General features: G+C 61.1%; 19 protein-coding genes. 13 read left to right on the plus strand and 6 right to left on the minus strand.

Annotated elements, in window-relative coordinates; translation table 11 throughout:
- Window position 1: 1 nt before the first annotated feature.
- On the plus strand, window positions 2–238 hold the full coding sequence (locus BJ122_RS11925) for a DUF2274 domain-containing protein (RefSeq protein WP_110781235.1): 237 nt from the start codon (window positions 2–4) through the stop codon (window positions 236–238).
- On the opposite strand, the gene BJ122_RS11930 is transcribed toward BJ122_RS11925, so the two are convergent.
- A complete protein-coding gene (locus BJ122_RS11930) occupies window positions 171–1,124 on the minus strand; it encodes a LysR family transcriptional regulator (protein WP_110781236.1) in 954 nt (317 codons plus the stop codon). The genes BJ122_RS11925 and BJ122_RS11930 overlap by 68 nt on opposite strands.
- Window positions 1,125–1,335: 211 nt before the next feature.
- Here BJ122_RS11930 and BJ122_RS11935 point away from each other — a divergent pair, with 211 nt between their 5' ends.
- Genes BJ122_RS11935 through BJ122_RS11960 form a run of 6 tightly spaced genes read left to right on the plus strand, consistent with a single transcriptional unit; the run spans window position 1,336 to window position 8,548 of the window.
- Entirely contained in the window at window positions 1,336–1,944 is a 609-nt protein-coding gene (locus tag BJ122_RS11935; protein ID WP_029075201.1) for a TetR/AcrR family transcriptional regulator, read from the plus strand.
- On the plus strand, window positions 1,941–2,972 hold the full coding sequence (hlyD, locus tag BJ122_RS11940; protein ID WP_110781237.1) for a secretion protein HlyD: 1,032 nt from the start codon (window positions 1,941–1,943) through the stop codon (window positions 2,970–2,972). Before BJ122_RS11935 ends, hlyD begins: the two co-directional genes overlap by 4 nt.
- Window positions 2,932–4,755: an ATP-binding cassette domain-containing protein gene (locus BJ122_RS11945; protein ID WP_210205452.1), complete on the plus strand. Its 1,824-nt coding sequence runs from the start codon at window positions 2,932–2,934 to the stop codon at window positions 4,753–4,755. Before hlyD ends, BJ122_RS11945 begins: the two co-directional genes overlap by 41 nt.
- A gap of 47 nt (window positions 4,756–4,802) precedes the next feature.
- Complete coding sequence (locus tag BJ122_RS11950; protein ID WP_245407713.1) at window positions 4,803–5,921, plus strand: ABC transporter permease; 1,119 nt, start codon at window positions 4,803–4,805, stop codon at window positions 5,919–5,921.
- A 6-nt stretch (window positions 5,922–5,927) separates the two neighbouring features.
- The gene (locus BJ122_RS11955; RefSeq protein WP_029075197.1) at window positions 5,928–7,052 is read left to right on the plus strand and encodes an ABC transporter permease; all 1,125 of its coding nucleotides are present in this window, start codon (window positions 5,928–5,930) and stop codon (window positions 7,050–7,052) included.
- Window positions 7,049–8,548, plus strand: coding sequence for an efflux transporter outer membrane subunit (locus BJ122_RS11960; protein WP_110781239.1), 1,500 nt, complete (start codon window positions 7,049–7,051; stop codon window positions 8,546–8,548). The genes BJ122_RS11955 and BJ122_RS11960 overlap by 4 nt, the downstream gene beginning before the upstream one ends.
- 49 nt (window positions 8,549–8,597) lie before the next feature.
- On the opposite strand, the gene BJ122_RS11965 is transcribed toward BJ122_RS11960, so the two are convergent.
- The 3 genes from BJ122_RS11965 to BJ122_RS11975 form a co-directional block, all read right to left on the minus strand.
- On the minus strand, window positions 8,598–9,086 hold the full coding sequence (locus BJ122_RS11965; protein ID WP_181418945.1) for a hypothetical protein: 489 nt from the start codon (window positions 9,084–9,086) through the stop codon (window positions 8,598–8,600).
- A gap of 34 nt (window positions 9,087–9,120) precedes the next feature.
- Complete coding sequence (locus BJ122_RS11970; protein WP_110781240.1) at window positions 9,121–9,510, minus strand: hypothetical protein; 390 nt, start codon at window positions 9,508–9,510, stop codon at window positions 9,121–9,123.
- A gap of 442 nt (window positions 9,511–9,952) precedes the next feature.
- On the minus strand, window positions 9,953–10,561 hold the full coding sequence (locus tag BJ122_RS11975) for a TetR/AcrR family transcriptional regulator (RefSeq protein WP_029075195.1): 609 nt from the start codon (window positions 10,559–10,561) through the stop codon (window positions 9,953–9,955).
- Window positions 10,562–10,872: 311 nt separating this feature from the next.
- Here BJ122_RS11975 and BJ122_RS11980 point away from each other — a divergent pair, with 311 nt between their 5' ends.
- The 6 genes from BJ122_RS11980 (at window position 10,873) to BJ122_RS12005 (ending at window position 17,101) form a co-directional block, all read left to right on the plus strand.
- Complete coding sequence (locus BJ122_RS11980) at window positions 10,873–12,633, plus strand: PHA/PHB synthase family protein (RefSeq protein ID WP_110781241.1); 1,761 nt, start codon at window positions 10,873–10,875, stop codon at window positions 12,631–12,633.
- Between the two features lie 105 nt (window positions 12,634–12,738).
- Window positions 12,739–13,182: a phasin family protein gene (locus BJ122_RS11985; protein WP_110781242.1), complete on the plus strand. Its 444-nt coding sequence runs from the start codon at window positions 12,739–12,741 to the stop codon at window positions 13,180–13,182.
- Between the two features lie 10 nt (window positions 13,183–13,192).
- Window positions 13,193–13,939 (plus strand): acetoacetyl-CoA reductase, encoded by a 747-nt coding sequence (gene phbB, locus BJ122_RS11990; protein ID WP_110781243.1) that lies wholly within the window; start codon window positions 13,193–13,195, stop codon window positions 13,937–13,939.
- Between the two features lie 49 nt (window positions 13,940–13,988).
- Window positions 13,989–15,416 (plus strand): bifunctional enoyl-CoA hydratase/phosphate acetyltransferase, encoded by a 1,428-nt coding sequence (locus BJ122_RS11995; protein WP_110781244.1) that lies wholly within the window; start codon window positions 13,989–13,991, stop codon window positions 15,414–15,416.
- On the plus strand, window positions 15,413–16,615 hold the full coding sequence (locus tag BJ122_RS12000) for an acetate/propionate family kinase (RefSeq protein WP_110781245.1): 1,203 nt from the start codon (window positions 15,413–15,415) through the stop codon (window positions 16,613–16,615). The genes BJ122_RS11995 and BJ122_RS12000 overlap by 4 nt, the downstream gene beginning before the upstream one ends.
- A 189-nt stretch (window positions 16,616–16,804) precedes the next feature.
- The gene (locus BJ122_RS12005; protein ID WP_110781246.1) at window positions 16,805–17,101 is read left to right on the plus strand and encodes a helix-turn-helix transcriptional regulator; all 297 of its coding nucleotides are present in this window, start codon (window positions 16,805–16,807) and stop codon (window positions 17,099–17,101) included.
- Here the strand turns inward: BJ122_RS12005 and BJ122_RS12010 are convergent.
- The gene (locus BJ122_RS12010; RefSeq protein ID WP_110781247.1) at window positions 17,055–18,311 is read right to left on the minus strand and encodes a tyrosine-type recombinase/integrase; all 1,257 of its coding nucleotides are present in this window, start codon (window positions 18,309–18,311) and stop codon (window positions 17,055–17,057) included. The genes BJ122_RS12005 and BJ122_RS12010 overlap by 47 nt on opposite strands.
- A gap of 293 nt (window positions 18,312–18,604) precedes the next feature.
- Window positions 18,605–20,212, minus strand: coding sequence for a glutamine-hydrolyzing GMP synthase (gene guaA, locus BJ122_RS12015; protein WP_110781248.1), 1,608 nt, complete (start codon window positions 20,210–20,212; stop codon window positions 18,605–18,607).
- Window positions 20,213–20,492: the final 280 nt, after the last annotated feature.

Here is a 20,492-nt window from a genome sequence, read left to right on the forward strand (position 1 = left end):
CGTGGCAAAGCTGAAACTCGGGCCGCTAGCGGACGACAAGCCGGTGAAGGTGACGGTGGAGCTGCCGGCAGGCCTTCACCGCGACCTGATTGCTTATGCTGAGATTCTGGGGTGGGAGTCCGGCCGAACGGCTGACCCAGTCCGTCTCATTGCCCCGATGCTGGAGCGGTTTATAGCCACGGATCGGGGATTTGCGAAAGCGAGGAAATCAAAAGAACCGCTGAAGTCGTCCGGATGATCGCCGCGGCTGAACGTGACATCGAGCGTGCAAGACTTAACAAGCGGCGGCAGGCCGGATTATCGTTCCGAGACGACCACACCGCGCTAAAGGGCAGCACTTCGTTCACGACCGGCCGATAGTTGATCCCTGGAAACTGTGCAACCGTGGTTGCCTCGCTCGTCAGCGTTAGACCTCGACCGACCGCTACAAGCGAGAGAAGATTGTCTCGTCCAACATATTGTGTGTGAATTTCCGGATGGCGCCCAAGATCAGCGAGACGCTGCACCAAGTAGTCGTGAATCTCCGGTCCAGGCGCTCCATCGCTTACAATGAACCGCTCGCCGACGAGATCGTGCCAGTTGAGTTCATCCTTGCCGCAGAGTGGGTGGTTAGCGGGAAGGACGACAAATACCCGCTCCGACCAAAGCTGATCGACTTCGCAATCTGGCCACTGTGAAGTACCGGTGATGAATGCAACGTCAAGCCGCAACTGGCGAATCGCCGAAACATGATCGGCCGGATCACCGTCTATCAGCTCGATTCGAACTTGCGCGTGACCTTGGCCATAGGCACGCAGCAACTCCGGCAGGAAGCCCGAGGCGAGTGAGGAGAATATTCCGATCTTGATTCGACCGTCTTCGGAGCGTCCGATCGTGGCGACGTCCTTAGCACCAGACTCGATCTGCCGAAGTGCCTTTCGGGTGTGCCGCACGAAGCGCTGCCCGGCCAGCGTCAGGATGACACCGCCATTGTGCCGCTGAAAGAGCGATGCACCCAGATGATCCTCGAGGTCACGGATTCGACGGCTGACCGCTGATTCTTGGATGCCGAGCGCCGCCGCAGCTTTGCGAAAACTGCCATGTTCCGCCGCGGCAACGAAATATCGGAGGTGGCGTAGCTCCACTTATATCCCGCTGAGTTCATGACGTAACCGGCCCCTCCCACAGGGAGAAAGCAGGCGCCCTCGTTTCCATTCACATAGGATCGACCAGTACCGGGCGACCGGGATAACGGCCTTGCTGTCGATGACAATTACCCCCTCGCGGTTCCCTCTTGTGGTATGCACCCATAGCAGATAGATAGTAATAAATTACTTTCTTTTGCGAGTGCAAGCCATGAGTGGACATCCCAAGCATCTTCCCGCTGACGAGCGACGGGCGGCAACCGTGGAGGCTGTGGTCGATCTGGCTGCAGAACAGAATCCGAGCGACATCACAACGACGGCCATCGCGCAGCGAATGGGGCTGACCCAGGGGGCGCTGTTCCGCCACTTCCCGACCAAGGATGCCATCCTGGAGGCAGTCATGTCCTGGGTGGCCGAGCGCTTGCTCGCCCGTGTGGATGAGGCCGCAGAAGGAGCCACGTCTCCAATCGCAGCCCTTGAGGCGGTCTTCGTGACGCATATCGATTTCGTGTCTGAACACCCGGGGGTGCCAAGAATGCTCTTTGGGGAGTTGCAACGTCCGGGGGAGACTCTTCCGAAGCGGATGGCCCAGACGTTGATCCGCCACAACGGCGAGCGGCTTCGTGGCTTGCTCGAAGCAGGGAAGACACGGAGCGAACTGCATGCAGATCTCGATCCAGACGCCGCAGCTACCCTGTTCATCGGCACGGTCCAGGGACTCGTCATGCGATCCATGCTGGCGGGCGATGTCACACGCATCCGTGGCGATGCGCCCGGCGTATTTGCCATTTATCTGCGCGGTATCGGAACGGTGCAATGAAGAGTATCCGCCTATCCAGCGTCGCAAAGCGGGTCATCATTGTTGCCGCCGTCATCACGATAATTGGTGCTGGATGGCTGTGGATGCAGAGCGGCGACCGCGACGACAATGCACTGCGCCTGTATGGCAATGTCGACATTCGGGAAGTTCAATTGGCCTTCCGTCAGTCGGGCCGTGTAGTGCGGATGCACTTCGATGAAGGAGATCACGTCGAAGCGGGCGCGCGCTTGGCAAGCCTCGACGCACAGCCATTCGAGGAAGCACTCGCGGCTGCAGACGCGTCTGTGGATGTTTCACAGGCGGAACTCGACAAATTGCGCCGCGGCCTGCGGCCGCAAGAGATCGCACAGACGCAAGAGGTCCTCAATCAGGCATTGGCCGTCGCCAGGGAGGCGGAGCGCAATTTCGATCGTCAGAGCCAGTTGCTCACGTCGGGGGCCACGAGTCAAAAAGCGGCCGATACTGCTCGCGCCGCGCGCGATCAGGCCGTGGCCAGTGTCAATGCGGCCCGGGCAGCCCATTCGCAAGCTGCAGAGGGCTTCCGCAAAGAAGATATCGCAGCGGGGCAAGCCCGCCTGGCCGCCACACAAGCGGCACGAGCACAAGCTGCCACCGCCCTTGCAGACACCGTGCTGCTTGCGCCAAGCACTGGCACGATAATCGCCCGGGTGCGCGAACCCGGCAGCATGGTTGTCAGCCAGAGCCCGGTCTACAGTGTCAGTCTTGACGCACCGGTTTATGTGCGCGCTTACATCGGTGAACCGGATCTGGGGCGCATTGCGCCCGGGATGCGAGTGCGCGTTCGCAGCGACTCCTCCGACAAACTCTATCAAGGTCAGATCGGGTTCATTTCCCCGCGCGCCGAGTTCACGCCAAAAACGGTAGAGACCGCGGATCTGCGCACGGATCTCGTCTATCGCCTGCGGATCGTGGTGATCAATGCAGATGCAGCGCTGCGCCAGGGCATGCCGGTGACCATTGAGGTCGATGCCGGGAAAGCCTCCAACGCGCGCACCACAGGCCATTAACGTGTCGGGTAGCGTAACATCGGACCCGCCTCGCGACCCTAATAGTGAGGTCGCGGTCGTCATCGACGGGGTGAACAAGCATTTTGGCAGCGTGCATGCATTGCAGGGCTTGAACGCACATATCCGGTACGGCTGCCTTACCGGGCTGGTTGGACCGGACGGCGCAGGCAAGACCACCTTGATGCGCATCCTGACAGGTCTGCTGACACCGGACAGTGGCCACGCCACGGTGGCGGGTTTCGATGTGGTGGGCGACAATGACGCCATCCACGTCGCAACCGGCTACATGCCGCAGCGCTTTGGTCTCTACGAAGACTTGTCGGTCATGGAGAATATGCGGCTCTATGCGCAGTTGCGCGGCATGGATGCCGACAGGAACGCTGATCTTTTCGCGGAATTGCTCGACTTCACGCGCCTTGCCCCCTTTACCGAACGCCTGGCGGGCAAGCTCTCCGGCGGCATGAAGCAAAAGCTGGGTCTCGCCTGCGCCCTGATGGCCCGGCCTGCCGTACTGTTGCTTGATGAACCCGGCGTCGGCGTCGACCCGGTCAGCCGTCAGGACCTGTGGCGCATGGTGCAGGCGTTGACCGACGAAGGAATGGCTGTGGTCTGGTCGACCGCCTACCTCGACGAAGCCGAGCGCTGCGACAGCGTATTGCTGCTCAACGAAGGGCAACTCGCTTATGACGGACCGCCCGGAGAGTTGACGGCGCGCCTTACAGACCGAAGCTTTCGCCTGGAGCAGGTCGGCGATAGCCGCCGGGCCGTGCTTGCCGAAGCACTGAATCTGGAAAGCGTCAGCGATGGGGTAATCCAGGGTGCCGGCGTACGCATGGTGTTGCGTGCGCATTCGGGAACCGAACAGATAACCGCGCTTGCCGATCGGGTCGAGGCGCAGCTCAGGGCGGTGCCCGCCCGCTTCGAAGACGCCTTCATCGACCTTCTTGGCGGCGGCCCCGGCGGCACATCGGCGCTCGCCGAGGGGTTGCCTCCTGTCGAGCTTGCTTCGGACGTCGCCGTTTCCTGCCGCGATCTGACGAAGCGCTTTGGTGCTTTCACAGCCACCGACACTGTGAGCTTCGAGGTCCGCAAGGGAGAAATCTTTGGTCTGCTCGGGCCGAACGGCGCTGGCAAATCGACGACGTTCAAAATGCTGTGCGGCCTGCTCAAACCCACCAGCGGAGAGGCGCATGTGGTGGGCCTCGATCTGCGCCGGGCGACCGGCGCGGCCAAGGGCCAGCTTGGCTATATGGCGCAGAAGTTCTCGCTCTATGGTTTGCTATCCGTGCGGCAAAATCTGGAGTTCTCCGCAGGCGTATATGGCCTGGAAGGCGCAGCGCGGCAGGCGCGGATCGCGGAGATGGTCGAAATCTTCGGTCTGCAGACCTGGTTGTCGGCGGCGCCGGATTCGCTGCCGCTCGGATATAAGCAACGCCTAGCACTGGCCTGCGCGGTGATGCATCGCCCGCCCGTGCTGTTCCTGGATGAGCCGACTTCAGGCGTCGATCCCATCACTAGGCGCGAATTCTGGACCCATATCAACGGTCTTGCCCGCAAGGGCGTGACGGTGATGGTCACCACCCATTTCATGGACGAGGCAGAATATTGCGATCGGGTTGCGATGCTTTATCGCGCCCGGCTGATCGCGCTCGATACGCCGGACGCTCTCAAGCGCGGCGCTGTCAGTGATCTTCGGCCGGACCCGACCATGGAAGACGCGTTCATTCATCTGGTCGAAGCCGAAGATCTCGCTGACGACCCTCGCAGCGGGACGACCGCATGAACGGCGTGAACGAACCGCGCCCGCATCACCGGGTGCCTCTTGAGGCCATGCGCCGCTTCGACCCAAAGCGTCTTTGGGCGCTGGTGCTCAAGGAAAGCCTGCAGGCGATGCGCGATCCATCCACGCTGTTGATCGCCTTCGTCCTTCCGGTCGTACTGTTATTTCTGTTTGCCTATGCCGTGTCGCTGGACGTGCGTGCGGTGCGCATTGGCGTCGTGCAGGAATCCGAATCCGCGTCAGCTCAATCACTGGCCGCCGCATTCGCCGGCACACGCTATCTGGACGTTACCTTCGCCCATGACCGGCGCGAGGTCGCTGACCGGGTCGTCTCCGGCAGCCTGCGCGGCTTTGTCGTGATTCCGCAGGATTTCGAGCAACGGCTGGCCAATCGTGGAGCTCAGCCTCTCGTGCAGATCATCACCGATGGCTCGCAACCCAATACCGCCAACTATGTCACGAACTATGCGCAGGGCGTCGTGCAGACCTGGCGGAACGGCCTTGGTGTCGAGGCATCCCCGGCAGGCGTAACACTGGAACCCCGCTACTGGTTCAACGCAGAGCTGGAAAGCCGCCGTTCGCTCGTACCCGGCGCCATCGCCATCGTCATGACCATCATTGGCACCATGCTGACCGCCCTCGTGGTCGCACGCGAATGGGAACGGGGCACGATGGAAGCGGTGCTTTCAACGCCCGCTTCTGTCGTTGAAATCCTCATTGGAAAGCTCTTGCCCTATTTTGCGCTTGGTATGTTGTCCACGCTTGGCGCCACGGTGCTGGCGGTCTTCGTGTTCGACGTGCCACTGCGCGGATCGCTGGCTGCTCTTCTTTTGCTTTCGGCCACGTTCATGGTTCCTGCGCTCGGCCAAGGGTTGCTGATCTCCTCTGTTACGCGCAATCAGTTTCTGGCTGCACAGATTGCACTGTTCTCCGGCTTTCTTCCGGCATTCATGCTGTCGGGCTTTCTCTATGAGATCGACGCCATGCCAGCGCCGATCCGGGCCATCACCTGGCTGATCCCGGCACGTTATTTCGTGTCTTCGCTGAAGACCATCTTTCTGGCCGGAGACATCTGGGCGGTCTTTGTGCCAAACCTCTTGGCGATGGCCGGAATCGGAATCCTGTTTTTCCTCCTGGCGAAACGCGCCACGCGCAAGAATCTGGAGTGAGAGGCCGTGGCGCAACACAATAGCTATTTCGCTTTCACCCGACTGCGGGCGCAGTTCATCAAGGAAGTCCTGAGCATCCTGCGCGACCCGCGCAGCCGGATGGTCGTGTTCGTGCCGCCACTGTTGCAATTGCTGGTGTTTGCTTTCGCCGCCACGCTTGAAGTGCGCAATGTCGATATCGCCGTGCACAATCAGGATGCGGGCCGCTGGTCGTATGAACTGATCACACGGCTGGACCGGGCCGAGTTCATTGCCAAAGTCCATCACGTGACCGACAGCCAGGCGTTGCGCCAGCTTATCGACCAGGGCAAGGTGATCGCGGCGCTCGATATCCAGCCAGACTTTTCGCGCTCCATTGCTGCCGGCGACAACGGTCGCATCCAGGTGCTGATCGATGGCCGGCGGAGCAATTCAGGGCAGATCACCACCGGTTATCTCTCTGCCATCGCTGCCGAGGTTGGAGCGGAGGCCAACGCCGACGCCGGTCCCGCAACGCCAGCGGCGGTGCGCAACTGGTTCAATCCCAATCTGACGTACCGCTGGTTCATCGTACCGGGTCTCTCCGGCATATTGGCCTTCTTCAGCGCGCTGCTTATTACCTCGCTGTCGATCGCCCGCGAACGCGAACTGGGTACGTTCGACCAGTTGCTGGTGTCACCGACCTCCACGCCGGAAATCATCGTGTCCAAGTCGCTGCCGGCGCTGGTCATCGGCACCATGCTCGGACTTCTGATGATGGCGGCAGCGGCCGGGCCGTTCCAGATTCCGTTTAACGGCTCGTTTGGGTTGCTTTTTGTCAGCCTGGTCCTGTTCATCCTGTCGGTGGTGGGCATCGGCTTGATGATTTCCGCGATCAGCGCGACCCAGCAGCAGGCCATCCTTGGCGCCTTCGCCATCGGCGTGCCCGCCGTTCTGATGTCGGGCTTCGCCACGCCGGTCGAGAACATGCCCACAGTGCTGCAATGGCTGGCGCAGGCGATTCCACTCACCCATTTCCTGATCATCGTGGAAGGCAGCTTTCTCAAGGCAATGTCGCCCGGCGATATTCTTGCCAGCCTTTGGCCATTGGCGCTGATCGCCCTGGTGTCGCTGACCATGGCCATCATCTTCGTTCGAGGACGTCTGCAATGAGTTTGATCCACTATCGCCAGTCAGAATCTTTGGCGGATCCGGGCGGACCTTCCTCTCGATGGCCGAATTTCATAGTATTGATCTTCGGCTGCACCTCGTTGACCGCCTGCGTCGTCGGTCCCGACTATCGCGTGCCACCTTCCATTGATACGGGCAGCGGCTGGACCCGGCCCGTTCCGAAGGCGCCTGCGCCAACGGACCTTACGCGCTGGTGGACAACACTTGGCGATCCTGAATTGGAGCGATTGGTCGACACCGCCCTCGCTGAAAACCTGGATATCCGCCAGGCGGCGGCGCGTATCGACGAAGCGCGCGCGCTGCGGGATCGGGCCGCTGGTCAGCAACTGCCCGCTGTTTCCGCGGGCGCTAGCGTGAACCGGCGTCGGCAAAGTGAAAATGGCCCGCTGCCCATTGGCGTCATTCCCGGCCTCGAAGCGTCGCAGACAATCTACGATGCCGGTTTTGACGCGGCCTGGGAACTCGACCTGTTCGGCGCCAACCGGCGGGCGTTGGAAGGCGCAAGCGCCCGCTTGCAGGCAACGGAAGCCGAAGCGCTGGGCGTTCGCATGCGGATCGCGGCCGAAGTCGCCCGCACGTGGTTCGAGGCGACCGGCGCCAGAGAGGAATTGCGTACGCAGCAGGCGACGGTCGTAACCCTGCAACAGACGCTGGACCTCATGCGCAGCCGTGCCGCCCTCGGCGACGTTTCCGGTGCCGACGTGGATGCAGCCTATGAGCGATGGGCCGCGGCCAGTGCCATGCTACCAGGCATCGAGGCTCGACAGCGCGGGGCGGTGCTCGGTCTTGGTGTCCTGCTCGGCTCGCCTCCGGAACGGGAACTGAAGCTGCTCGAGGCCGCCGCGTCGAACGTCATGCTGCCGGCGCTGCCCGTGGGCGAGCGTGCAGACATTTTGCGTCGTCGCCCCGATGTTCTGGCTGCTGAACGGCGACTCGCTGCCAGCACCGCCGATATCGGCGTGACTACCGCGGAGCTGTTTCCCAAGCTGTCCATTGGCGCTGGGGGCGGATTCCAGGCGCTCAGTCCCAGCGACTGGTTCGACTCATCCAGCAGCCGCTTCTCCATCCTCCCACTCATTTCGTGGCGATTGTTCGATGGAGGCCGTGTGCGCGCAGAGATCCGTGCCCGGGAGGCTGCTCAGCGGCAGGCCGCGCTGGGCTATGAGCAGGCCGTGCTGACAGCGCTGGGCGATGCGGAGCGTACTTTGGGCGACTATGAAGCGGGACTGGATGCGCTTGTACTTCGTCAAGCGGCGCTGGAGGCGTCACGCCGCAGCTTTCGTCATGCTGAAGCGCGCTTTACTGCCGGCGACATCGCGCGAGTTGAATGGCTTGCGGCCCAGCGTCTCCTGCACGAGGCGGAAATTGCAAATGTACGCGCGCAGACGACAGCTGCCGTTCAGTTGGTAGCATTGTACAAAGCGATCGGAGGCGGCTGGAGCGCGGCCGAAGTAACCTCATCCACCCCCATTTCGTAACAGGTTCGGTGGCCGACCTTTGGGCAGCGATGTGTTGTCGGCTACCATTCTACAGTATATTGTCATCGCCGTGACGCGGCATCTCCTTCCCAGGACACTCGGGATTATTTGATCTCGAACCAGTTTCCGTAATTGGCGAAGTTGAATAAGCACTGCGCGCGACCAATGCGACAATGCTCACGATGCACCAAAATGTGGTCCGCAGGCTCATGGCAACGAGAGTTCGCATTTCGTAAGCGCCACCCTGGAAGATCCACACACCAAAGCCAGCAAAGACAATGACAGTAGCAACAGCTACAGCGACCGCGGATGCAGGCGCCCATCTGCTTCGCAAAATCAAACCAATCCCGATGATGATGTATGTAAATCCAGCAAGAAAATTAAAATACAAGACGAATGGTACAATTTTCTCGCTAGATTCGAGTATCCCGTGAAGACCGAGAATAGCGTTTCCACCCGAAACGACCGTGGCTATTCCAAATAGGATTGCCGCTATACCGGAGGCTTTTATAGCCACATTTAGTCTATGTTTAGACATCGACCTCGCCCCATTCGCTCTTGTGAAGCGTAGCCTATCGTTCCAACTTGAAGAGCTGCTCGCCAGCCCTCATGCCGATATATCCATTGTTGGATCGCACCAATTGCACGCACCGCTCGGGAAGCAGGGTGCCGGGTTTGAGGCATAGGCCATCTGGCGTCGCTCTCCATTTCGGAGACAATTCCACAGGCCCGCCGGTCATCTTGCCTTTGCCGTTTTCAAAAAGGACAAGGGTGGTAACGCGGCCATCGTCCATCGTCATCTTCCACGGACGCCCGTCCGTAATATTGTAGGCAGGCGACATCTGCTCTGCCATTATAGGGGCAACCGAAATCCCCATCACAAATGTTGTGAACACTGAAATTAGTAGCACGAAGCGATTTACTTGATCGCTTCGGCGATAATTAATCAGGGTGTCCTTCATTTATATCTACTCCAGAGGTTGCAGAGGCACATGTCAACATGGCGCTACTACACTCACGCCGACCCACGATTCCTGGGGCGGTCGATCAAAGCGTCCTTGGATAACTCCCAACCGTTTGGCGACAGCTTCGGTCGTGAGGTCCGTAGAATCTTGTTTGCGGGCAAGGTCAACGACGGTTTGGACCGTCGCTTCACGTCGGTCACCCGGGCGAAGACGAGCTTGCCGACGGACCATATATGCCGTCATTAGAAAGTAACTTATTACTATCTAATGACGGCGCGATTTGTCAAGTATGTCCAGTCCGGAACAGGAAAGCTCTCGTGCCCTAGCCTTCTATGGCAGTAGCAAAGAGAGGATCAGCGGCAGCCCGAGACCGGACGCAAAGGGCGTTGCCGAGCAAAGGTTGACGCTGGTGCGCCTTAACCCCGGAAGCAGAGAGCTTTCATTGCGCAGCTTCAATGCCACGGCGATAGATGGCATACACGGCTGGGGCGTCACGGCGAATCCGACTAACCTTGCCGGCCAACAATGACTGCATGACCAATCCCTGAATGGTGCCGATGAACAACACGGCCGCGGCATCCACATTCAGTTCCGCATTCAGTTCGCCTTGCGCCTTGCCTGCTTCCATCAGGCGACGCAGCCGCTGTTCGTACTGACGGATCAAGGTCTGGACCATTCGCTTCGGAAGGGTCTCGCCCGGTCGTTGCAACTCCCCGAACAGCATTCTTGGCACACCCGGGTGCCTTGCCACGAAATCGATGTGCGTCATGAACATGGCTTCGAGGGCCGCCGCTGGGGTCGCCGCGCCTTCGGCCGCCTTGTCCACGCGGGCCAGCAGGCGTTCACTGACCCAGGACATGGTTGCTTCCAGGATCGCGTCCTTGGTGGGGAAGTGGCGAAACAGCGCGCCCTGCGTCAAGCCCATTCGATCCGCAATTGCGGTGGTCGTAATCTCGGCCGGGTTTTGCTCGGCCGCCAGATCCACAACGGCCTGTACGGTGGCGGCTCGCCGTTCTTCGGCGCGCAGGTATTGAGGGCGTTCGTTCACTGTTCAGATCTCCGCATAGTGAGTGATGTATTACTTCAATAATCGTCAAATGTCTTCCCGGAAGAAGGTCAATCTGACGATTCGGGACAGAACGAGCGAGGCCGTGATCATAGGTAACGGTGGTCTGGTTCGGCTTGGTTCGATGCGTTGCGACGTCACTTGCGTGGGGAGTCGCTGAGCGCGACTCGGCGGCGTCAGCCAGAAACCCGCGCGTGCCGATGTCCCAGAAGAACTGTCGTCGGCGACGTGGGTTGCACATTCGCGCAAAGACGATTAGATAGTAATATGTCACTTACTAAACGGGGCTGGCGATGACCACTACTGCCATGATTGACAAGCCCGCGTCGGCATCAACTGAAAATACACCACCCGACGCCTTGGATGCGCTTGCTAACGCCTTGCGGGCACGTGGCACTGGTGGGTTATCGCCCGCGGCGGCCCTGCTGGCGTGGTATGATTGGGCCTTGCACCTGAGTCTTTCGCCGGGCAAGCAGCGCCATCTGCTGGAAAAGGGACTGCACAAACAGCAGCGACTCGCGCGTTATGTACTGCGCGCGGCATGTGCGCGCGACTGCCCGACTTGTATTGAGCCGCTGGAGCAGGATCGGCGCTTCGCCGATCCTGCTTGGCAGCAATGGCCTTTCAACGCGATCCACCAGGGCTTCTTGCTGCAGCAGCAGTGGTGGCACAATGCCACCACTGGCGTACGGGGCGTGTCCCACCATCACGAGAGATTGGTCACTTTCGCCGGGCGGCAGTGGCTCGACATGTGGTCTCCGGCCAATTTCATCTGGACCAACCCCGAGGTACTGCGCGCCATTACGGACAGCGGTGGCGCCAATCTGTGGCGCGGTGCAATGAACTTTCTCGACGACGCGCGGCGTCTTGCGCTGAACGATCTACCAGCAGGGGTCGAAGGGTTCGAGGTTGGCAAAGACGTGGCGGTCACGCCTGGAAAGGTGGTGTACCGTAACCACCTGATCGAACTGATCCAATACACACCCACGACGCCCGATGTGTATGCCGAGCCGGTCCTGATCGTGCCGTCCTGGATCATGAAGTACTACATCCTCGACCTGTCGCCGCACAACTCGATGGTGAAGTACCTGGTCGACCAAGGGCATACGGTTTTCATTATTTCATGGAAGAACCCGACCGCAGCCGATCGTGACCTCAGCCTGGAGGACTACCGGCGGTTGGGGGTCATGGACGCGTTGGACGCGGTCACGGCCATCGTGCCCGAGCGTAAGGTGCAAGCGGTCGGCTATTGCCTGGGCGGCACCTTGCTGGCGATCGCCGCTGCTGCGATGGCCCGCGATGGTGACGAGCGTCTGCAAAGTTTGACGCTGCTGGCGTCTGAGACTGACTTTCGTGAATCAGGCGAGATTGCGCTTTTCATCGACGAAAGCCAACTGGCGTGGCTCGAGGCCGGCATGTGGGACAAGGGCTATCTTGACGGCAGGCAGATGGCCGGCGCGTTCCAGATGCTCAACTCGCGTGACCTGATCTGGTCGCGACAGGTTCGCGAATACCTGTTGGGTGAGCGGCAAGCCTTCAACGATCTGATGGCCTGGAATGCCGACGTGACCCGCATGCCGTATCGCATGCACAGCGAGTACCTGCGGCAACTGTATCTGGACAACGATCTGGCGGAGGGACGCTATCAGGTCCGCGGGAGGCCGGTGGCGCTCGCCGATATCGACGTGCCCATGTTCATCGTCGGCACGGTGCGCGATCACGTCGCTCCTTGGCCTTCTGTGTACAAGATGCACCTGCTCAGCGATGCGGAGTTGACCTTCGTGCTGACCAGCGGCGGGCACAACGCCGGCGTGGTCAGCGAGCCGGGGCATCCCCGGCGCAGCTTCCAGATTGCCGCCCGTGCCACCCGCGAGCGCTACGTCGATCCGCAGATGTGGCGCGCCGAGGCGCCTTTACACGAGGGTTCCTGGTGGCCGGCCTGGCAGCAGTGGTTGGCGCAGCGCTCGACCGAGCGCGTAGCGCCGCCTGCCATGGGCGGCAGCGCGTACACACCACTCGGCGACGCGCCCGGAGCCTACGTGGCAATGAAGTGACATGCCCCCGCGGCGGAGAGAGAGCCGCCGCGGTTCGATCGGGCCACATCACAAGGAATGGCCCACCTGCCCCCATGGGGCACAACATGACCGTGGAGCACTGCAATGAACAACGAACTGCCCATCCAACTCTACAAAGCCAATGCCGAGCTACAGCTACAGCTCACCCGTTTGCTGCAAGAGAGCGGACATCGCTGGCTAGAAGCCATGCAACAGCTCAGCGCTGGCGGCGTACAGGAGACCACCGCGCGCATCCAGGGTCTTCAGCAGGCGGCAGACTGGCAGGCGCTCGCGACCCTGCCGTCCGAGGTATTCCGGCGGCTGTATCAGGACCGCGTTGACGATGCCCAAGCAATCACTCAAACCGCTGCCAAGAGCCAGTCCGCCTTCGTCGATGGCCTGCGCCAGGCGCTCACGACTTGGCAGAGCTCTGTATCCGAGGCATTCGGAGCCAGCGGTGACGCAGCTTCTTTTGCGCAGCTTTGTCAGCCATGGACACAGCCTTGGTCTGCGCTAGTCGCCACGCCCCAGAGCAAGGCCGAAAAGTGAGGAGGTCGCCATGAGTACCTCTCAACGAACGGCCCTGGTGACCGGAGGCAACCGGGGATTGGGCGCTGCGATCGCCCGTTCCCTGCACGATGCCGGCCACCGCGTGATCGTGACACATACGCCAGGCAACACCACGATTGGCCAATGGCAGCAGGCGCAAGCAGCACAGAATTACACATTCGCCGCCTACGGGGCGGATGTGTCCGAATACGAGTCGACGCAGCAACTGGCGCGGCGCATCCACGCCGATGGTCATCGGATCGACATTCTGGTGAACAACGCCGGCATCACCCGCGATGCCACGCTGCACAAGCTCGACAAGGCCGGCTGGGATGCCGTGCTGCGCACCAACCTGGACTCCCTGTTCAATGTCACCAAGCCGTTCATTGATCCGATGGTGGAGCGAGGTTGGGGACGCATCGTAAACATTTCTTCGATCAATGGCAGCAAGGGCCAGTTTGGCCAAACCAATTACTCGGCGGCCAAGGCCGGCGTGCATGGATTCACCAAGGCGTTGGCGCAAGAGGTGGCGCGCAAGGGCGTGACGGTCAACACCGTCTCGCCTGGCTACCTAGCCACCGAGATGGTGATGGCGGTGCGCGAGGACGTACGCCAGAAGATCATCAATGCGATCCCAATCGGCCGCCTTGGTCAGCCGGATGAGATCGCAGCGCTGGTAGCATTCATCACGAGTGATGCCGCTGGCTTCATGACCGGCAGCAACGTCGCCATGAACGGCGGTCAGCACATGTACTGACACGCCGGGAAGCAACGCTTTAACCGCAGAGCTGGCGCGCCGGGAACCTATGTTTATCAACACTGAGGCAGACTTGGATCAATCTCTACTCAGGAATCGCACCTTCGACGACCTCGCGATCGGCGAGAGCGCTTCCCTCGTGCGCGTCGTTGGCCGCGACGACATCGATCTTTTCGCCACCGTGTCCGGCGACGTAAATCCCGCTCATCTCGATCCTGTCTTCGCGTCGACAGATTTCTTCGGACATGTCGTCGCCCATGGCATGTGGACTGGCGCGCTGGTCTCGGCCGTGCTCGGCACGAAACTGCCAGGCCCCGGCACGATTTATCTCGAGCAGGACCTGCGCTTCCGCAAACCGGTCTCCCCCGGCGACACGATTACCGTCACCGTCACCGTCCGGGAGAAGCGGCCGGAGAAACGCGTCGTCATACTCGATACCCGCGGCGCAAACCAGCACGGCGAGGAGGTGTTGAACGGCTCCGCGACCGTGATCGCTCCTGACCGCGCCATCGAATGGCCGCGCACGCAGCTTCCCGACGTTGCACTGGTGCGGCATGATCGATACGAGCATTTCATCAACGAGGCTCGCGCCCTGCCGGCGCTCAGGGCGGCGATCGTCCATCCTTGCTCGCCTGATGCCATACTTACCGTGGTGGAGCTCCGTAACGAGGGTCTGCTCTCGCCGCTTCTCGTCGGCCCCGAGGTCAAAATCAGGGTCGCTGCTGAGGAGGCCGGCGTCTCGCTTGATGGAATCCCGATTGAAGCCGTCGAGCACAGCCATGCGGCGGCCGCCCGCGCCGTCGAGCTTGCCGCCGGCGGTCACGTGACCACGCTCATGAAGGGCAGTCTGCACAGCGACGAACTGCTCGGAGCCGTTGTCGCCGAGAATTCCAGACTGCGGACAGATCGCCGCGTCAGCCATGTCTATGCGATGAGCGTGCCCGCCTATTCGAAGCCGCTTGTCGTCACCGATGCGGCGATCAACATTCAGCCGACTCTCGATCATAAGCGCGACATCTGCCAGAATGCAGTCGACTTTCTGCACACGCTCGGCGTCGCCGAACCGCTCGTCGCCGTCCTTGCTGCGGTGGAGACCGTCAATCCCCGTATGCCATCGACGCTCGACGCCGCCGCGCTTACTGTCATGGCGGCTCGCGGCCAGATCACGGGCGCACGCGTCGATGGGCCGCTCGCCTTCGACAACGCCATCAACTCCGACGCAGCGCGAACCAAGGGCATAATCTCGCCGGTCGCCGGTCAGGCGGATATTCTGCTCGTACCGGATATCGAGGCCGGAAACATGCTGGCGAAGCAACTGATCTATTTCGGCGGCGCGGACGCAGCCGGGCTCGTGCTCGGCGCCCGCGTGCCGATCATCCTGACGAGCCGAGCCGATTCCCTGCGCACCCGCATCGCCTCCGCTGCGCTCGCCAAGCTCGTCGCATTCCGCTGGTCGCGGGGAGCCAAACCCGCATGAGCCAGCGCATGCTTGTCACGTTCAATGCGGGATCGTCCACGGTGAAGCTCGGCCTGTTCGCCCTCGAAGGGGATAGGGCGCGGCGCATCGGCAAAGGGATGATCGACTTCCGCAAGCCGCCGCTGAGATTTCATCTTCTCGAAGGGCCGGACACGTTCGACGTGGCGCTTGAAGCTGATCCGGGAGCTGAGCTGCACGACGTGTTCGGCGAAGCCTTCCGCCGCCTGTCGTGGCACTACGATATGGATCGACTCGCCGCTGCCGGCCATCGCATCGTCCATGGCGGTGACACTTTTGCCGGACCGATCCCGCTCAACGACGCTGCGCTTGAAACCTTGCAAGCCCTGACGCCGCTCGCGCCGCTGCATCAACCGCAAGGGTTACGGCTCGTCCGTGCGGTCAGCCGCTTACGACCCGGGCTGCTGCAAATTGCCTCTTTCGACACGGCTTTCCATCGCACCCAGACGGACCTCGTCCGTCGCTTCGCGATCCCGCGCGCCCTGCATGACGAAGGCGTGAAACGCTACGGTTTCCACGGACTCTCCTACAAGTTTATCGCGGGCGAAATCGCGAAAAGCGAACCCGAACTCGCCGGCGCGCGCGTCGTGGTCGCCCATCTTGGAAGTGGCGCTAGTTTGTGCGGACTGGCGGGCGGTCGCAGCCGCGACACCAGTATGGGCTTCTCCGCCTTGGATGGTGTTCCGATGGCGACCCGCTGCGGCGCGCTGGATCCGGGTGTCGTTCTGCATTTTATCACGCAGAAAGGCATGAACCCGGCCGCGGTCGAGGATCTGCTCTATAGCCGCTCCGGGCTTCTCGGCATCTCCGGGATCAGCGCCGACAGTCGTGAGCTGATCGAAAGTATGGCTCCTGAAGCCGCCGAAGCGCTTGAACTCTTCTGCTTTCGGATCGCCGGCGAAATCGCCCGGCTTGCGGCCACGCTTGGCGGGCTCGACGCTGTCGTCTTCACGGCGGGCGTGGGCGAAAATCAGCCGTCGGTGCGCGCCGCGGTGGCGCGTCGTCTCGGATGGCTCGGGCTCGAACTGGACGAAGCCGCGAACGCCCTCAATGCCCGGTCGATTGGTGCCGCCGGCGCGCGCATCAAAATACTGGTCGTTGCGACGGACGAAGAGAGCATCATCGCCGACGAGGCGCTGTCGGTTCTACAACATGCCACGCCCGCTGCGTGGAACTCGTAGTCCGGTGCTTCAACAGATCCCAATTTCTGTGGTCCACGCACCTGTACGGCACCTAGTTTCACGGCAGCGTCACCGTCCTATGTGCACGCCATAGCCCTCTAATTTCCGATTGATCAATCGTGAGGGCTTCCACAGTTCGCGATCTATTGTTTTCTATTTCCTCACCCGCCCATCAAGAGGAGATGCGACATGAACGCGACAGCGAACACACACATCGGAAGGACAATCAGACGACAGCAGTTGCGCGAGATGGTCCCGTTGGCTGACAGCACCATCTATGAGATGGAGCAGCGGGGAGAATTTCCGCGACGCTTCGCTTTAACTCCAAGATGTGTGGTCTGGGATCTTGGCGAGGTTCAGGCATGGCTCTCCGCGCGGCGTGCGAAACCCATTCTCCGGGCGCCAAGTCCAGACGTGAAGCAACGCCGGACCCGTCCCGTCAAAGGGCAGGATCGGGCTGCAAGATCGGCATCGACGCCGGGATGAGCGTCGGCACATACTTCTTGCCATTAACCCAGGCGTCCACGGTATCCGACCATTCCTGCATCATGTGCCGACGCTGAATTTCGTATTCGGCCTTGTTGTAGACGCCACGTGATGAGCGGCCGTCCTCATGCGCTAGGCACTTCTCGATCCAATCTCCGTTGAACCCAAGCTCGTTCAGCAACGTCGATCCCGTCCGGCGCAGATCGTGAACTGTAAACGGTTCGAGCGGCAAGCCTTCCTTCTTAGCCTGCTCGACCACAGAATAGGTCACTCGATTGAACGTCGCTCGGGACATCGGTGCATCGGCATCGTAACGGGACGGCAAAACGTAGCGCGAGTTTCCTGAGCACGTCTTGAGAGCGATGAAAATATCCAAGACCTGGCGTGACAGGTAGACATTATGCGCCTTCGAGCGCTTCATCCGCTCTTTCGGAATCGTCCAAACGGCATTCTCGAAATCCACTTCATCCCACGTCGCGTCCTGAAGTTCGCTTTTGCGAACTATCGTGAGCAGAAACAGGCGAAGACCCAAGCGGATGGTGGGCAGCGTGGCGACATGCTCAATCTGCTTCAGCATCACACGAATTTCCGATGGCGAGAGCGATCTATCCCTCGGCACGAAATTCGCGATCGAGGCCGGCCCTACATCGTCAGCAGGGTTGGCCACCTTCTCACCATGGAGGACCGCAAATCCGTAGATCTGCTTGAGAATATCACGAACGTGGATCGCGGTAGCTGGCGCACCTCGCTCGACAATTTTGCCGCAGTGTGCCCGGAGATCGTCAGGGGTAATTTCCGTGAGTAGCCGGTTGCGCCAGACCGGAAGTAACTCGCGCTCAAAGATCGAGCGTCGCATGGCCCTGGTGCTGTCCGCCATCGGGGCATTCACCAACCACTTCTCGCCAAACTCGCCGAAGCTTTTAGCCTCCTTCAAGCGGCGCTTCTCGCGCTGCTTTTCGATCGCGGGGGACTGCCCTTCCCTGACCGCACGCCTTGCGTCTAGGCACAGTTCCCGCGCACGAGCGAGCGAGATGCCATCACGCCCATACTTGCCGAGATAGACCGTTTCGCGTCGCCCGTTCAGCCGGTAATCCAGCCTGAAAGAGATCGCTCCCGATGGCATAACGCGGACATACATGCCGTCGCGATCCGCGACCTTGTACACTTTGTCTTTTGGTTTCAGCGACTTAATCGCAGCGTCCGTCAACATTTTTGCGCCACCTCCAAAAAGTACCGTCAAGCGGTTTTGGGAGGCTCACAGCGATAAAATAATCACTTTTTCAATGGCTTACGCCAAAAAAAGTACCGTCATGAGCCTCAATTCTCGTGACGGTACTTTCAAAATTGTCGGGGATCAATATGGGCTAGGTCCGTCAACGGTGACGGTACATTCAATCTCTGCCCAGCGATAGGTATCGATAGACAGTAGATAAAAAATTATTTTATTTCAGCTAGTTATATCGAATTCTGGCGTAAAGTCGGCGGTGTTCGGATAGGCCTGAATCATTCCCACTCGATCGTCCCCGGCGGTTTTGAGGTCACGTCATAGACCACGCGGTTGACGCCCTTGACCTCGTTGATGATCCGCGTCGCGGTGGCGGCGAGGAAGCTCATCTCGAACGGATAGAAGTCGGCGGTCATGCCGTCGGTCGAGGTGACGGCGCGGAGGCCCACGACGTAGTCATAGGTGCGGCCATCGCCCATCACGCCCACGGTCTTGACCGGCAGCAGCACCGCAAACGCCTGCCAGATCGTGTCATAGAGCCCGGCCTTGCGGATCTGATCGATATAGACCGCGTCGGCGTTGCGCAGGATTTCCAGTTTCTCCGCGGTGATCTCGCCGGGGCAGCGGATCGCCAGCCCGGGACCCGGGAACGGATGGCGGCCGACAAACACGTCCGGCAGACCAAGCTCACGGCCGAGCGCGCGCACCTCGTCCTTGAACAATTCGCGCAGCGGCTCGACCAGCTTCATGTTCATGCGCGCCGGCAAGCCGCCGACATTGTGATGCGACTTGATAGTCACCGACGGCCCGCCGGTGAACGACACGCTTTCGATCACGTCGGGATAGAGCGTGCCCTGCGCCAGGAAATCAGCGCCGCCGATCATCTTGGCTTCGCCCTCGAACACGTCGATGAACAGTTTGCCGATGGTCTTGCGCTTCTGTTCCGGGTCGGTGACGCCTTCGAGCTGGCCGAGGAACAGTTTTGCGGCGTCCACATGGACCAGCGGAATGTTGTAGTGGTGGCGGAACAGATCGACCACGCTCTTGGCTTCGTCCTTGCGCAGCAGGCCGTGGTCGACAAACACGCAAGTGAGCTGATCGCCGATCGCCTCGTGGATCAGCACCGCCGCCACCGCGGAATCGACGCCGCCCGACAGGCCGCAGATCACCTTGCCCTGCCCGACCTGGGCGCGGATCTTCTCGATCGCTTCCTCGCGGAACGCGCGCATGGTCCAGTCGCCGACGCAGCCGGCAATGTTGCGCACAAAATTGCGCAGCAGCTTGGCGCCGTCCGGGGTGTGCACCACCTCGGGATGGAACTGCATCGCGTAGAATCTGCGGGCGTCGTCGGCGATCACCGAGATCGGCGAACCGGGCGCCTTGGCGACCGCGCGAAAACCGTCGGGCATCTTGGTGACGCGGTCACCATGGCTCATCCAGACCTCGTACTGGCCGCCCTTGTGCCAGACGCCGTCGAACAGCGCGCAGTCGTCCGTGACTTCGATGGTGGCGCGGCCGAACTCGCGATGATGGCCGCCCTCGACCACGCCGCCGAGCTGCTTGGCCAGCGTCTGTTCGCCGTAGCAGATGCCGAGGATCGGCACCCCGGCGTGCAGGATCGCGTCTGGCGCGCGCGGCGCATTGTCGTCCAGCACCGAGGCCGGGCCGCCCGACAGGATCACCGCCTTGGGCTTCATGGCCTGGAAGGCGGCTTCGGCCTTCTGGAACGGCACGATTTCGGAATAGACGCCCTCCTCGCGCACGCGGCGCGCGATCAGCTGGGTGACCTGGGAGCCGAAATCGACGATCAGGATTTTGTCGTGCACCGCGGCCGGATGGGGCGACGGCTGGGACGGCGAAACGGGGGTTTTGCTGGGTGCTGGCATGGCAGGGAATTACGCGACCAGGGTCCGGCTCGCAACCCCGCAAAGCGGTGGAGATGGCCGCGCGGGCGCCGGCCCACAGCCGCAAGCCCCTCGCCCCGCATGCGGGCTGCTGACCGGCGAAGGGCAGCTAAGCCGGTCGTAAGGGCGCGCTTACCCTCAGGCGCGCGGTGGTGGCAGATCGAAACGCCCCCTTGTATCTGCCCATCGACGGAGATGTGCGATGGAAGCGACGAAGCGCTTTGGCCGGTGGCCACCGGCCAAAGCGCGCGGCGACGTCGCC

Origin of the sequence: Rhodopseudomonas faecalis (assembly GCF_003217325.1) — a bacterium.
In the GTDB taxonomy this organism is placed as follows: Bacteria; Pseudomonadota; Alphaproteobacteria; order Rhizobiales; family Xanthobacteraceae; genus Rhodopseudomonas; species Rhodopseudomonas faecalis.

Excerpts from the sequence above, each read along its gene's own strand:
- BJ122_RS11935 (WP_029075201.1), top strand. The coding sequence starts at position 1,336 with ATGAGTGGACATCCCAAGCATCTTCCCGCTGACGAGCGACGGGCGGCA.
- hlyD (WP_110781237.1), top strand. The coding sequence starts at position 1,941 with ATGAAGAGTATCCGCCTATCCAGCGTCGCAAAGCGGGTCATCATTGTT.
- BJ122_RS11945 (WP_210205452.1), top strand. The coding sequence starts at position 2,932 with ATGCCGGGAAAGCCTCCAACGCGCGCACCACAGGCCATTAACGTGTCG.
- BJ122_RS11950 (WP_245407713.1), top strand. The coding sequence starts at position 4,803 with ATGCGCCGCTTCGACCCAAAGCGTCTTTGGGCGCTGGTGCTCAAGGAA.
- BJ122_RS11960 (WP_110781239.1), top strand. The coding sequence starts at position 7,049 with ATGAGTTTGATCCACTATCGCCAGTCAGAATCTTTGGCGGATCCGGGC.
- BJ122_RS11965 (WP_181418945.1), bottom strand. The coding sequence starts at position 9,086 with ATGTCTAAACATAGACTAAATGTGGCTATAAAAGCCTCCGGTATAGCG.
- BJ122_RS11970 (WP_110781240.1), bottom strand. The coding sequence starts at position 9,510 with ATGAAGGACACCCTGATTAATTATCGCCGAAGCGATCAAGTAAATCGC.
- BJ122_RS11980 (WP_110781241.1), top strand. The coding sequence starts at position 10,873 with ATGACCACTACTGCCATGATTGACAAGCCCGCGTCGGCATCAACTGAA.
- BJ122_RS11985 (WP_110781242.1), top strand. The coding sequence starts at position 12,739 with ATGAACAACGAACTGCCCATCCAACTCTACAAAGCCAATGCCGAGCTA.
- phbB (WP_110781243.1), top strand. The coding sequence starts at position 13,193 with ATGAGTACCTCTCAACGAACGGCCCTGGTGACCGGAGGCAACCGGGGA.
- BJ122_RS11995 (WP_110781244.1), top strand. The coding sequence starts at position 13,989 with ATGTTTATCAACACTGAGGCAGACTTGGATCAATCTCTACTCAGGAAT.
- BJ122_RS12000 (WP_110781245.1), top strand. The coding sequence starts at position 15,413 with ATGAGCCAGCGCATGCTTGTCACGTTCAATGCGGGATCGTCCACGGTG.
- BJ122_RS12005 (WP_110781246.1), top strand. The coding sequence starts at position 16,805 with ATGAACGCGACAGCGAACACACACATCGGAAGGACAATCAGACGACAG.
- BJ122_RS12010 (WP_110781247.1), bottom strand. The coding sequence starts at position 18,311 with ATGTTGACGGACGCTGCGATTAAGTCGCTGAAACCAAAAGACAAAGTG.
- guaA (WP_110781248.1), bottom strand. The coding sequence starts at position 20,212 with ATGCCAGCACCCAGCAAAACCCCCGTTTCGCCGTCCCAGCCGTCGCCC.